General features: G+C 57.0%; 12 protein-coding genes and 1 pseudogene. 4 read left to right on the top strand and 9 right to left on the bottom strand.

Going from position 1 to position 13,211, the window contains the following annotated elements; all coding sequences use genetic code 11:
* The first annotated feature begins 1 nt into the window (after window position 1).
* Entirely contained in the window at window positions 2-2,071 is a 2,070-nt protein-coding gene (glyS, locus tag P349_RS03975) for a glycine--tRNA ligase subunit beta (protein WP_032650798.1), read from the top strand.
* A gap of 93 nt (window positions 2,072-2,164) precedes the next feature.
* Here the strand turns inward: glyS and P349_RS03980 are convergent, their stop codons facing one another.
* Both P349_RS03980 and P349_RS26980 read right to left on the bottom strand, forming a co-directional pair.
* On the bottom strand, window positions 2,165-2,542 hold the full coding sequence (locus P349_RS03980; RefSeq protein ID WP_338010673.1) for a hypothetical protein: 378 nt from the start codon (window positions 2,540-2,542) through the stop codon (window positions 2,165-2,167).
* Window positions 2,503-2,682 (bottom strand): annotated as a pseudogene (locus tag P349_RS26980) (hypothetical protein); the annotation flags it as partial. The pseudogene P349_RS26980 and the gene P349_RS03980, both read right to left, overlap by 40 nt.
* A gap of 842 nt (window positions 2,683-3,524) precedes the next feature.
* On the opposite strand from P349_RS26980, the gene P349_RS03985 reads away from it, so the two are divergent.
* The gene (locus tag P349_RS03985) at window positions 3,525-5,144 is read left to right on the top strand and encodes an ABC-F family ATP-binding cassette domain-containing protein (protein ID WP_032650799.1); all 1,620 of its coding nucleotides are present in this window, start codon (window positions 3,525-3,527) and stop codon (window positions 5,142-5,144) included.
* 39 nt (window positions 5,145-5,183) lie between these two features.
* Here P349_RS03985 and P349_RS03990 read toward each other — a convergent pair whose 3' ends face one another.
* Window positions 5,184-5,471 (bottom strand): HTH-type transcriptional regulator, encoded by a 288-nt coding sequence (locus tag P349_RS03990; RefSeq protein ID WP_008502755.1) that lies wholly within the window; start codon window positions 5,469-5,471, stop codon window positions 5,184-5,186.
* Between the two features lie 331 nt (window positions 5,472-5,802).
* On the opposite strand from P349_RS03990, the gene P349_RS03995 reads away from it, so the two are divergent.
* Both P349_RS03995 and cspE read left to right on the top strand, forming a co-directional pair.
* Window positions 5,803-6,513 carry a DUF3053 domain-containing protein gene (locus tag P349_RS03995; RefSeq protein WP_024909075.1) on the top strand — a complete coding sequence of 237 codons (711 nt, stop codon included), beginning with the start codon at window positions 5,803-5,805 and terminating at the stop codon, window positions 6,511-6,513.
* Between the two features lie 245 nt (window positions 6,514-6,758).
* Entirely contained in the window at window positions 6,759-6,971 is a 213-nt protein-coding gene (gene cspE / locus P349_RS04000; RefSeq protein WP_003860775.1) for a transcription antiterminator/RNA stability regulator CspE, read from the top strand.
* A 58-nt stretch (window positions 6,972-7,029) separates the two neighbouring features.
* Here the strand turns inward: cspE and ghrB are convergent, their stop codons facing one another.
* The 6 genes from ghrB to P349_RS04030 form a co-directional block, all read right to left on the bottom strand.
* Entirely contained in the window at window positions 7,030-8,004 is a 975-nt protein-coding gene (ghrB, locus tag P349_RS04005; RefSeq protein ID WP_032650800.1) for a glyoxylate/hydroxypyruvate reductase GhrB, read from the bottom strand.
* Window positions 8,005-8,030: 26 nt separating this feature from the next.
* Complete coding sequence (locus tag P349_RS04010; protein ID WP_024909077.1) at window positions 8,031-9,311, bottom strand: MFS transporter; 1,281 nt, start codon at window positions 9,309-9,311, stop codon at window positions 8,031-8,033.
* A 117-nt stretch (window positions 9,312-9,428) separates the two neighbouring features.
* Entirely contained in the window at window positions 9,429-10,367 is a 939-nt protein-coding gene (locus P349_RS04015; protein ID WP_032650801.1) for a sugar kinase, read from the bottom strand.
* 3 nt (window positions 10,368-10,370) lie between these two features.
* Window positions 10,371-11,120 (bottom strand): sugar phosphate isomerase/epimerase family protein, encoded by a 750-nt coding sequence (locus tag P349_RS04020; protein ID WP_032650802.1) that lies wholly within the window; start codon window positions 11,118-11,120, stop codon window positions 10,371-10,373.
* A gap of 103 nt (window positions 11,121-11,223) precedes the next feature.
* A complete protein-coding gene (locus P349_RS04025) occupies window positions 11,224-12,240 on the bottom strand; it encodes a LacI family DNA-binding transcriptional regulator (RefSeq protein ID WP_008502761.1) in 1,017 nt (338 codons plus the stop codon).
* Between the two features lie 150 nt (window positions 12,241-12,390).
* A complete protein-coding gene (locus P349_RS04030) occupies window positions 12,391-13,053 on the bottom strand; it encodes an OmpA family lipoprotein (protein WP_032650803.1) in 663 nt (220 codons plus the stop codon).
* Window positions 13,054-13,211 lie beyond the last annotated feature (158 nt).

Raw genomic sequence — 13,211 nt, 5'->3', positions numbered from 1 at the left:
CATGTCTGAGAAAACTTTCCTGGTGGAAATCGGCACCGAAGAGCTGCCACCAAAAGCCCTGCGCAGCCTGGCTGAATCTTTCGCTGCGAACGTGACTGCCGAGCTGGATAACGCTGGCCTGGCACACGGTAACATTGAGTGGTTTGCTGCACCGCGCCGTCTGGCGCTGAAAGTGGCAAATCTGGCGGCGTCCCAGCCAGATCGCGAAGTCGAAAAACGTGGCCCGGCGATTGCCCAGGCCTTTGACGCGGAAGGCAAACCGAGCAAAGCGGCTGAAGGCTGGGCGCGCGGCTGCGGCATCACCGTTGATCAGGCCGAGCGTCTGACCACGGATAAAGGCGAGTGGCTGCTGTACCGTGCGCACGTGAAGGGCGAAAGCGCGGAAGCGCTGCTGCCGGACATGATTGCCACGTCTCTGGCGAAGCTGCCGGTTCCTAAGCTGATGCGCTGGGGCGCGTCTGACGTGCACTTCGTGCGTCCGGTTCACACCGTGACCTTGCTGCTGGGCGACACCGTTATTCCGGCCACCATTCTGGGCGTGGCGTCCGATCGCGTGATCCGCGGCCACCGCTTTATGGGCGAGCCTGAGTTCACTATCGACAATGCCGACCAGTATCCGCAAATCCTGCTGGAGCGCGGTAAAGTTATTGCCGACTACGAACAGCGTAAAGCCAAAATCAAAGCGGACGCCGAAGAAGCGGCGCGCCAGATTGGCGGTAACGCCGACCTGAGCGAAAGCCTGCTGGAAGAAGTGACCTCTCTGGTTGAATGGCCGGTTGTGCTGACCGCGAAGTTTGAAGAGAAATTCCTGGCCGTACCGGCTGAAGCGCTGGTGTACACCATGAAGGGTGACCAGAAGTACTTCCCGGTCTACGCCAACGACGGCAAACTGCTGCCAAACTTCATCTTCGTGGCAAACATCGAATCGAAAGATCCGATCCAGATTATCTCTGGTAACGAGAAGGTCGTGCGTCCACGTCTGGCGGATGCCGAGTTCTTCTTCAATACCGACCGTAAAAAACGTCTGGAAGATAACCTGCCGCGCCTGCAGACCGTGCTGTTCCAGCAGCTACTGGGTACGCTGCGCGACAAGACCGACCGTATCGCGGAGCTGTCCGGCTGGATTGCCCGTGAAATCGGTGCGGACGTCAACCACGCAACGCGTGCGGGTCTGCTGTCCAAGTGCGACCTGATGACCAACATGGTGTTCGAATTTACCGACACCCAGGGCGTCATGGGCATGCACTACGCGCGTCACGATGGCGAAGCGGAAGACGTGGCTGTGGCCCTGAACGAGCAGTATCAGCCGCGCTTTGCGGGTGACGAACTGCCGTCCAACCCGGTTGCCTGTGCCGTAGCGATTGCCGATAAGATGGACACCCTGGCGGGTATCTTTGGTATCGGTCAGCATCCGAAAGGCGACAAAGACCCGTTTGCGCTGCGCCGTGCTGCGCTGGGCGTGCTGCGTATTATCGTTGAGAAGAACCTGAACCTGGATCTGCAGACCCTGACCGAAGAAGCGGTGCGTCTGTACGGCGACAAGCTGACCAACGCGAACGTGGTGGATGACGTGATCGACTTCATGCTCGGTCGTTTCCGCGCCTGGTATCAGGACGAAGGTTACACCGTTGACACCATTCAGGCGGTGCTGGCGCGTCGTCCGACCCGTCCGGCTGATTTCGATGCGCGTATGAAGGCGGTTTCCCACTTCCGTACGCTGGAAGCGGCATCTGCCCTGGCCGCGGCCAACAAGCGTGTATCCAACATTCTGGCGAAATCCGACGAGACGCTGAACGAGCGCGTAAACGCTGCGACGCTGAAAGAGCCGGAAGAGATCGCCCTGGCGATGCAGGTTGTGGTGCTGCGCGACAAGCTCGAGCCATACTTCGCGGAAGGTCGCTACCAGGAAGCGCTGGTGGAGCTGGCCGAGCTGCGTGACGTTATCGACGCCTTCTTCGAGAAAGTGATGGTGAACGTAGAAGATAAAGAGCTGCGCGTTAACCGTCTCTCCATGCTCGAAAAACTGCGCGAGCTGTTCCTGCGCGTGGCGGATATTTCGCTGCTGCAGTAATGTATCCGCTGTTACACATGCTAAAAACCCGCTTCGGCGGGTTTTTTTATGGGTCTTTTGTAGGCCGGATAAGCGCAGCGCCATCCGGCAGGTTTAGCCGATCGCGATTGTGCCTTCGTCTGTCTGCAGCCAGCGCGGTGCCTTCAGCGTATCAGCAAAGTAGCTGACCAGCTCGCACAGCAAATCTTCCATCACGATTTCAGATTGTCGCGGCAGTGAGCCGTTCATCAGCATCTGCGTAAGCTCCTGACAGTAGCGCCCCAGCTGATCGCATTCGGGTTCGAAAGCCGGAACGCGTGACGGGAGTTCCTTCACGGTCAGGCTGGCTTTTAAAGCGTCCGGAATAGGTTCCAGAAGCGTGGGTTGCAGAAGATTCAGACATGCATAAAGTCTGCCGTAAAGCGCCATTTTTGGGGCGGGTTCTTCGCAATCTACCAGTGCGTCGGTAAAACGTTCGCAGTTATCCGCCAGTTCGGTGAAGTCGGTGGCGTGGTTGAAGGGCAGGGTGAATAAAGAATGAGCTTGGGTTGGGGTAGTAGCCATATTGGCAGCCTCCGATAAGTGATAAAGCTTCCACCACCGGAAATGCTAACTTCGCTGGTGGTGGACTGAACAGAGTTAGCATTACCGGCCTTATCGGATACCGGCGCATCTTTCGATGCCCCTGCTCAGCCCACCATTGAGATGTAGCAAAGCATGCTGCACATAATGTGCCGCCGATAAGATAAGCCAGGATGCTAAACCCGGCACCTGATTTTGCAGGTGCAAAGAGAACTTACTGCTCATCAAGACAGGCGGCAATAGATTTGAGCTATGCCACTGAGGATATTACCATTTCTGGAAAGAGACTCGCAAAATTACCGCAATGAAAAGCATACTACGGGCAGAGGTCTTACAGCGACGCTATGGTCCGGCTGTAAATCGCTGAGGCGTTTCCTGCAGGCCGGGGCGAGGCGCATGGATGCGCCGAGAGGGCGGGCTTTACAGGGATGTTACCTCCGCCCGTCCCCGATAAGCCGGAAGGAATAAGCCGAAGGTACCGCGTAGCGGCGATTTACCGCCGGGAGCCCGGGTAGCCAGGGTGGTGGCGACTGAGCCACCCTGGCACGTTCACGGGTATTGTCGTTACAGAGTAGCAAGGAACATAAAGTGAACGGAATGACCACCAGAGCCGTATGCTCCCCCTCACCCTAACCCTCTCCCCAAAGGGGCGAGGGGATTGTTCACTGCTCGCATTAATTTGTGGGGATCCCTCAGCCCAAAGGGAGAGGGAGTATAAGTCGCCCAAAATTTAACCTTGAAATGGTCAACCCATTACCGCTATCCTTATCCCGTTAACTTTCTCGCGCTGGAGCGCCCCCCCAAAAATGAACAAACACGACTGATGAATTTCGATCCTTGCTAAACGCTACCGCGTCGGCAGGGGATGTTTTGATTTCATTCAGGAGTGCTTATGGCTCATTTTGCGCAGTCCCCTTCTTTTATTTTGCATCAGGTCACCTGTCAGTTTCCGACGGGCGATATTCTTTTTGGTCCGCTGAATCTCACGCTGGAACCCTCCCTGTGCGCGCTGGTTGGCCGCAACGGCAGCGGGAAAACGCGTCTGCTGCGTCTGCTGGCGGGGATGGACGAACCGGCTACCGGTCATATTGAACGCTTTGGCTCACATTTCTATGTGGCGCAGCAGCACGTTATTTCGCCGCAGACGACGCTGGCGGAACTGCTCGGATATGACGCGATGTTTACGGCGCGTAAGCGCATCGACAGCGGCGATTACCAGCCTGACGATCTGGCGTTGCTCGACGGCCACTGGGATGTCGCCGAGCGCCTGAGCGAGGCGTTTATGAATGCGCAGCTCCCACCGTTTGATCCGGATAAGCCCGCCATTGAACTCAGCGGCGGTGAGCGCATTCGCGCCCTACTGTGTGGGGCGTTTACAGCGAAAGCGGATTTCCTGCTGCTGGACGAACCCACTAACCATCTGGATCGACAAGGCCGGGTGTGGTTCTACGACCAGTTGAGTCGGTATCAGAGTGGCGTGCTGGTGGCCTCCCATGACCGCGAACTTCTGAAGCAGGTGCCGCGTATCCTTGAACTGAGCGCCTCGGGTCTGCGCAGCTACGGCGGGAATTATGCGGATTATCAAACCCAGCGCGATGCCGAACAGCAGGCGGCCCGCTCGGCGCTGGAACATGCGGCAACCGAGCGCAAACGTACACGGGCACGGATGCAAAAAGAGCATGACGACAGCCAGCGGCGGTCGGCAAAGACATTGCGCACCGTCGATACCCTGAATATCGCATCGTTCGAGCGGGTCAAATATAAAGGCGCGGCAAAGGAACGTATCGGCTCCTGGAAAAAACAGCACAGCGAGCAAAACGAAGCGCTGAACGCCGCGGTTAACAAGGCGCGTGAACGCGTTGAAGACGATAACCCGGTGATGTTCACTCTGCCGGGGAGTCAGGTTCCGGAGGGCAAGCAGGTGCTGGTGCTGGAGGATCTGGTGCTGCCGCATGTGCCTGTTCCTCCGCTCAACTGGCGGATGGATGGACCGATGCGCGTGGCGTTAAAGGGGCCGAACGGCTGCGGAAAATCGACGCTGTTAAAAACCCTCCTCGGCGAGATTGTCCCCCATTCGGGTACCTGTAAGGTATCCGTCAGCTGCGCTTATCTCGACCAACATCTGTCCCGGCTCGATCTTTCGCAGTCGGTCATGACGCATCTCAACCTGAGTCATACGCCTCTGGAAGAGGGGGTATTGCGAACCCGTCTGGCGCAGCTTCAACTGGGGGCTGACAAAGTGATGCTCCCGCTGGCGGAGCTCAGCGGCGGCGAGCGTCTTAAGGCCGCCCTGGCCTGCGTGCTGTGGCGCGCGGAGTCCACGCAGCTTCTGCTGCTGGATGAACCGACCAACCATCTGGATCTGGCCTCAGTCCAGGCCATTGAAGCCGCGCTGGCCGGTTTCCCCGGGGCTCTGCTGGTAGTATCACACGATGAGGCTTTTCTAAGAGGATTAACATTAACGCATGAGCTGGTGTGGGAAGAGGCGGGCTGGCGTTGTGATAGCCTTTAAAACACAAGCCCCCGCAAAGGCGGGGGCATTCAATCTTCACTACGCTATCTGTTTGCTGAGTGCAGGGTTGGCCTGAATCAGGCGCATCAGCCTTAACTCGGTTGGAGTGGGTTTCTCACGTTTTGACTCCCACTCCTGCACCATAGCCACGCTGACACCCATCGCTCTGGCGAATTCTTCCGTTTTCAGTCCTGTCCCTTTGCGCAATTGCTCATATTCTGTAAAGGGATTGGATTTTTGTTGCAGGGTAATCGTCTGCGGTACATCTTTAAAAATGATCTGTTCCAGACTGCTCAGCAGTTCAAACTCAGGATCTTTATATTCCATTGAGGACTCCTCTTAAATCTCACATCGTGATCAAGAACATCAGAGAGCCAATTAAGAATAGTCCCTAATACCAACCCAGGATCGTCACGGGTGTGATTAATCGTGCGGTAACGATCGCTGTATCCGATTCAGCAATATGGATAGTTATGCTAATTCCCTGATTAGTCATATGTCGGCTTCGCCAGGTATTTTTTTGTAAATGGTAAGAAATAAATCGGCAATAGCCGTTTTGCATGAAAAGAGTATCTTGCAAGGCTGACCTGGACTATCCTTGTCAGCGTCGGGCACGCGTGTGCCGGTGTGCGCTTTTTTGGGTGAAAGGAGTAATAAAATGGCGACAGGAAAGTCCTGCTCTCGCTGGTTTGCGCCTATTGCGGCGTTGTTGATGGTTGTTAGCCTGAGTGGGTGTTTTGATAAAGAAGGCGATCAGCGCAAAGCGTTTATCGATTTTCTGCAGAATACAGTGATGCGCAGCGGCGAACGGTTGCCGACGCTGACTGCGGATCAGAAAAAACAGTTTGGCCCCTTCGTGTCCGATTACGCCATTCTATATGGTTATTCACAGCAGGTGAGCCAGGCGATGGATTCCGGTATCCGTCCCGTGGTGGATAGCGTGAACGCCATTCGCGTTCCGCAGGATTACATGACGCAGCGTGAACCACTGCGCCAGTCCAACGGTGCGCTTGGCGTGCTGAGCCAGCAGTTGCAGAATGCGAAAATGCAGGCTGACGCGTCACGTTCTGCGCTGAAGCAGGGCGACGATCTCAAACCGGTCTTCGACAAAGTGTATGAGAAAGTGGTGACCAAGCCGTCTGAAGCGCTGCAACCGCTGATCCCGGCCGCGCAAATCTTCACGCAGCAGCTGGTCCAGGTGGGTGACTTTATCGCCCAGCAGAATACGCAGGTGAGCTTTGTTGCCAACGGTATTCAGTTCCCGACCTCGCAGCAGGCAAGCCAGTACAATACGCTGATTGGGCCGCTGGCCTCCCAGCATCAGGCCTTTAGCCAGGCCTGGAGTGCCGCAGTCACTGCCACAGAATAAACCGAAAAACCCCGCTTCCGGCGGGGTTTTTTATGCATATCGAAAATAACGCTTGTCATTCCTCTACCACATCGGTATAACTATCCCCGTCGGTTTGTTACACAGACCTAAAGCAGTTTAGTAAAGCAGTCCAGATTGTTATCCATAGATACCCTTCGTTGTGACCCTTCCTTCATCGCTTAAAAATCTGTAACGCAATCCATCAAGCCGGAAGGCACAATATATTTGTTAATAAGGTAATTTCTATGTCTGCTAAAATGACTGGTCTGGTAAAATGGTTCAACGCTGATAAAGGTTTCGGCTTCATCACTCCTGACGATGGCTCTAAAGACGTGTTCGTACACTTCTCTGCTATCCAGAACGATGGCTACAAATCTCTGGACGAAGGTCAGAAAGTGTCCTTCACCATCGAAAGCGGCGCTAAAGGCCCAGCAGCTGGTAACGTTGTAAGCCTGTAAGCTTCCAACCCAGTAGCACAAAATTCAAAAACCCGCCTTCTGGCGGGTTTTTTCGTTTCTATCGTTGCACCTGCGGGTTCACGCAGTTTATCTCCACCTTTCCGCTAAGGGCGGCGATGAGATTATCGACCGCAGTGGCCGCCATGTTGTAGCGCGTCTCATGGGTAGCTGAGCCGATGTGCGGCAGCGCAACCACGTTAGGCAGCGAAAGCAGTGGCGAATCCACCGGCAGCGGCTCCTGCTCAAAGACGTCCAGACCTGCTGCATGGATCTCACCGTTCTGCAGGGCCTCAATCAGCGCCTTCTCATCTACCACCGGGCCACGACCCGCGTTGATGAAAATGGCTGACGTCTTCATCTTTTCAAAAGCCTCTTTGCCAATCAGATGACGGGTTTCGTCCGTCAGCGGCAGGACAAGGCAGACAAAATCGGCCTCCTGCAGCAGGGTATCCAGCTCGCAGTAACGGGCGTTGAAGCGTTCTTCGGCTTCACTGTGGTGGCGACGCGCGTTATACAGAATCGGCATGTTAAAACCAAAATGCGCGCGCTGCGCCAGTGCCAGCCCGATACGCCCCATACCGACAATGCCCAGCGTTTTACCGTGAACGTCCACGCCGAACCAGTCCGGACCAATGCTTTTTGTCCACTCGCCCGCTTTGACGCGCTCGGCGACTTCCACTACGCGACGGGCCGTAGTGAGCATCAGCGCCATCAGCGTGTCGGCCACGGTTTCCGTCAGGGCATGCGGCGTATGCATCAGCAGGATCTTGCGGGCGTTTAGGGCATCCACGTCGAAGTTGTCGTAACCCACGGAAACGGTTGAGGTAGCACGAAGCTTCGGCATTTTCTCCAGCAGGGCGACATCCACTTTCTCGCTTGAACCCAGCAGGCCTTCGGCGCTGGCGAACGCGTCGGCGTGCTGTGCCACGGTTTCCGGGCGCAGGTTCTTCACCTGGGTGACGGTGAAGTGTTCTTCAAGACGTTTCTGCAGATCTTCCGGCAGTGCTTTATACAAAATGACGGACGGCTTCATGCTAATCTCCGTTGATTTTTAAGGATTCAGGCGTGTCGAGCGCCGACAGGGTGTTGTTGATTATTAGCAGGCTTAACAACCAGAGTAAGCCACACAGAGGCGAAAAGCGCCACCCCCATAAAGATGTACGATGCGGACGGACTGCCGGTGGCACCGTTCAGGTAACCGACGAACCAGGAGCCGCAGAACGAGCCCAGTGCACCCATGCTGTTAATCAATGCCATTGCACCACCCGCGACGTTACGCGGGAGCATTTCCGGGATGATGGCAAAGAACGGTCCGTACGGGGCGTACATGGCGGCACCGGCAATCACCAGCAGGGTATAAGAGGCCCAGAAATGATTTGCGCCCACGGCCCAGGAGCCAATAAAGGCGAAGGCAGCAATCAGCAGCAGCGGCCAGACAAACAGCTTGCGGTTCTGCAGCTTGTCCGACGCCCAGGAGACGATAATCATCGCGATGGTTGCCGCCAGATACGGTACGGATGACAGCCAGCCTACTTCGACCATGCCGAGGTTTTCACCGCCGCTGCGGATAATGGACGGCAGCCACAGCACAAAACCGTACACGCCAATGCTCCAGGTAAAGTACTGCGCGCAGAGCAGGATTACGTTACGCGAGCGGAAGGCTTCACCATAGTTACGTACCGCCTTCAGACCTTGCTGTTCTTTGTCCAGCTGCGCCTGCAGCGCCGCTTTTTCATCTTCGGAAAGCCATTTCGCCTGGGCAGGTTTATCTTTCACCAGCACCCACCAGCAGAAGGCCCAGATAATCGCCGGCACCCCTTCGATGATAAACATTTCGCGCCAGCCGAAGGACTGGATCAGGTAGCCGGACACCACCGACATCCACAGTACCGTGACCGGGTTACCGAGGATCAGGAAGGTATTCGCGCGCGAGCGTTCAGATTTGGTAAACCAGTTGCTGATGTAGATCAGCATCGCGGGCATAACCGCCGCCTCAACGACGCCGAGGATAAAGCGAATGGCGGCCAGGGCAGGAATATTGTTCACCATGCCGGTCAGTGACGCGCAGGCGCCCCACAGGATCAGACAGATGAAGATCAGCTTACGCACGCTGCGGCGTTCCGCATAAATCGCGCCGGGGATCTGGAAGAAGAAGTAGCCCAGGAAGAAAAGGGCACCCAGCAGGGAGGAGATACCTTTTGTGATGCCAAGGTCCTCTGTGATCCCCGCCGCGGACGCGAAGCTGAAGTTGGCACGGTCAAGGTACGCCAGGCTGTACGTGATAAACACGATTGGCATGATGTACCACCAGCGTTTTACTGCATTGGTCGAACTGTTCATAGGCTTGCCTCTGTTGTTGAGGTTGTTACCGCCGTTGTCTGTAGGGTACACGGTGGCTTAATTATCTGGTGCGGCTTGTTGCCCTCACCCTGGCCCTCTCCCACCGGGAGAGGGAATTCATACTCCGAGCTGTGCTCGGGTGGGTAATCCTTCGCTGTCGCCCTGCACCTGAATGGCCAGTGAGCCAATCTTGTTGCCCCGCGCGACGGCCTGCTGCAGCGTTTTGCCTTCCAGCAGGGCGCTAATTACGCCAACGGCAAAACCGTCGCCCGCGCCGACCGTGTCGACAACGTTCTCAACCTTCACCGCCGCGACCGCGCCCTGTTCGCCGTTGGCCGTCTTGAACCATGCGCCATCGGCACCCGTCTTCAGCACTACCGCTTTTACCCCTTTATTCAGATAGAAATCAGCAATGCCTTCCGGCGTATTTTCACCCGTCAGGATCATCCCTTCTTTCAGCCCCGGCAGAACCCAGTCCGCTCTGAACGCCAGACGGTTCAGTTTCTCGACCATTTCCGCTTCGCTTTTCCAGAGCACCGGACGCAGGTTAGGATCGAACGAGATCGTTTTTCCCTGGGCTTTCAGAGTGGCTGCCGCATGATCCAGCAGTTCATACGAGCTGGCAGAGAGCGCTGCCGCCACGCCGCTCAGGTGCAGGTGGCGCGCGGAGGCGAAATAGTCGGCGTGGTAATCCGCAACAGAGAGGTGGCTTGCGGCCGATCCTTTGCGGAAATACTCCACAATGGGATCGGTTCCATTTTCGACCTTGGATTTAAGCTGAAACCCGGTAGGGAAGCGTCCGTCGAGGGTGACGCCTGCGGCATCGATACCCTCTTTTTTCAGCGAATCGAGAACGAAATGGCCAAAGCTGTCATCCCCCACGCGGCTGACCCAGCCCACGTTCAGGCCGAGACGTGCCAGGCCGGTCGCGACGTTCAGTTCTGCGCCTGCGACACGCTTGATAAAGTGCTCTACCGCGCTCAGTTCGCCCGTTTCAGTGGCGACAAACATCGCCATGGCTTCGCCGATCGTGATGACATCCAGCGTCTTGTGCATGATTTACTCCTCGCGCAGCAGGTTGACGTAATGGCGGGTAACGGCGGTTAAATCCGTCCCTTCCAGCGGGAACTCGATCCCGCGTGGGGCATCGGCAGGCAGCTGGCCGAGCAGATCCAGCCAGCGCGCATCGGCGTGGTCCGGTGCCACGGCGCGGAAGTTATCTTTATGCGGCACGGCGGCTTTAACGTGGATATAGCTCACCGCAGGGGCCAGATGACGTGCGGCTTCTTCAGGCGAATCGCCAACCCACAGCCAGTTGCCCATGTCGAAGGTCAGCGTGACAGGGAGCGCCATTTCCCGGCAGGCGGCCTGGAAGCGCTGCATGGGGGCGAGCTGTCCGCAGTCGGTCTGATCGTTCTCCACGACCAGCACCATGCCGCTTGCGTTCAGCAGGCTACGCAGGGCGTCGAGAGGCTGCGCGTCGCGGAAATGGCCCAGGGAAACCTTCAGCCACAGGGCGTTCAGGGTGCTGGCCTCAGAGAGATAGTGGGTCAGGTCCGGGTTGAGGGTGCCGTCGGGCATAAACAGGGCGGCAGGGGCGGAGTAGCACGCCAGCAGGCCGAGCAGCTCAATGGATTCGCCCAGCGCCGGCAGCGCCAGCAGCTCGTCGCTGCTGAACAGTTCCCGGCGGATCTCCACGCCGTCTGCCCCTGCGCCTGCAATAACGGGCAGCATCGCCCGCTGACCGCCCGCCTGTCGCACCTGTTCCGCACCGTACGCGGCGGTGACCACCATAATTTTCCTGCCCATCTTCGGACTCCATCGCAACATATCAATACTATTACGCTAGATGGAACCGGTTCCAAAGAAAAGGTCAGGATGTTGAATTTATGATCGCTATCACAAGGGAAATTTAACGTGCGGTGGAGCCGCGAACGATCAGCTCGCCGGAGAAGACCTGCTCGCGAACGGCATCGCTGGTGCCTTCAATACGACGAACCACTTGTTCAACAGCAGCATAGCCAATCTGCCAGGTGGGTTGTTTGAGTGTCGTAATGCCGACGCCGGCCAGCTCCGCCCACTCCAGCTCATCAAACCCCAGCAGACCGATATCGCTGCCCCAGTGCAGGCCAATACGCTTGAGCGAGCGGGCGACCTGGAGCGTCAGCGCCCCGTTGGCGGAGATAACGGCTTTGCGCATCCCGCGATGGCGCGTGTGGAACTGACGCAGGGTGTTGTCGAGCTGCCCCGCCTCGTGAAGCGGCGTTTCGGCATTTTCGGCGATCACGCCGGGATATCGCTCCAGCGTGGCGCGAAATGCGCTCAGGCGCTCGCGACGGGTGTTGACCATCCCCAGCGGTTCACTCAGAAACAGAATGGCCTCGAAGCCCTGCTCAATCAGATGTTCGGTGGCGGTCGTGGCGGCCTGGGTGTTATCCAGCCCGACCACATCGCAGGCAAATTCCGGGATTTTACGGTCGATAAGGACCATGGGCAGGGAGGATTGCTGCAGGCGGTTTAACCCCTCTTCGCGCATGCCCACCGCGTTAACCACGATCCCTTCCACCTGATAGCTGCGCAGCAGGTCGAGGTAATGCAGCTCCTGATCGACTTCGTTGTTGGTATTACAGACCAGCGGCGTGAAACCCTTCTCGCGACAGGCGGCTTCAATACCGCTAAGCACGTTCACGGAATAGGGGTTGGTGATATCGGCGATGATAAGCCCGATAAGGCGGGTGCGACCGCGTTTAAGCCCGCGCGCCATGAGGCTGGGACGATAGTCGAGATCGGCAATGGCTTGTTCAATACGCGCCAGCAATGCGTCGGACAACAGGTGTTTCTCGCCATTGAGGTAGCGCGAAATGCTGGTTTTACCGGTTTTGGCGGCTTTCGCCACGTCGCTGATGGTGGCCCGGGCTGGTTTGCTCATCGCTGATTTCCCTGAATTTAGTGAGAATACCTTAGCGGGAAAATTGGACGAATCAAGTAATTTGCCTGGTGGCGCTGCGCTTACCTTACCTGGGGTGCGGTCTGGTGCCCTCACCCCAACCCTCTCCCACGGGGAGAGGGGAAAATGCGATTACTGAATTGGGCTTAACGTAATCTCAACGCGGCGGTTCTGCGCTTTGCCTTCCGCCGTGCTGTTGCTGGCGATAGGGTTGGCAGGGCCCATGCCGCTGGTGCGGATGCGGTTCGCTTCAACGCCCTGGGTAATCAGCGAGCTGGCCACGGCGTCGGCGCGCTGCTGGGACAGACGCATGTTCAGCTCCTGGCTGCCGGTGCTGTCGGTGTAGCCCATCACGTTTACAGCGGTCTTATTGTACTCTTTCAGCACCATCGCCACGCCGGTCAGGGTATTCGCACCCGCCGGTTTCAGCGTTGCGCTGCTGCTGTCGAAGGTCACGTTGTTCGGCATGTTCAGGATGATGTTATCGCCGCTGCGCGTCACGCTCACGCCGGTTCCCTTCATTTTGTCGCGCAGCTTCGCTTCCTGCACGTCCATGTAATAGCCTACGCCGCCGCCAAGCGCTGCGCCTGCCGCTGCGCCAATCAGCGCGCCTTTGCCGCGGTCTTTCTTAGAGGAGGAGAGCGCCCCAACGCCTGCGCCGACCAGCGAGCCGATACCCGCGCCAATGCCGGATTTACCCGCTTCGCGTTCACCGGTGTAAGGGTTGGTTGTGCAGCCAGAAACAGCCAGGGCACCGCTCACCAGAGCGGCAATAACGAGTACGCGTTTTTTCATCTTCTTTCCTTAATCCTTTTTATTCTTTGCCACGGCGAGCGTGGCAGTTGATTATGACGTCCAGATACGGAGAAAATTCCGGGTATAACTCTGAAATTTGTGACAAACCATAAACTGCCTCAGCAAGAAGGCCGTAAAACCTGCACGCAACCAGGAGC

The organism is Enterobacter sp. DC4 (assembly GCF_000568095.1).
Classification (GTDB): domain Bacteria; phylum Pseudomonadota; class Gammaproteobacteria; order Enterobacterales; family Enterobacteriaceae; genus Enterobacter; species Enterobacter pseudoroggenkampii.
Note: the sequence above shows the minus strand (reverse complement) of the source record. Positions and strands in the feature narration are given on the sequence as shown.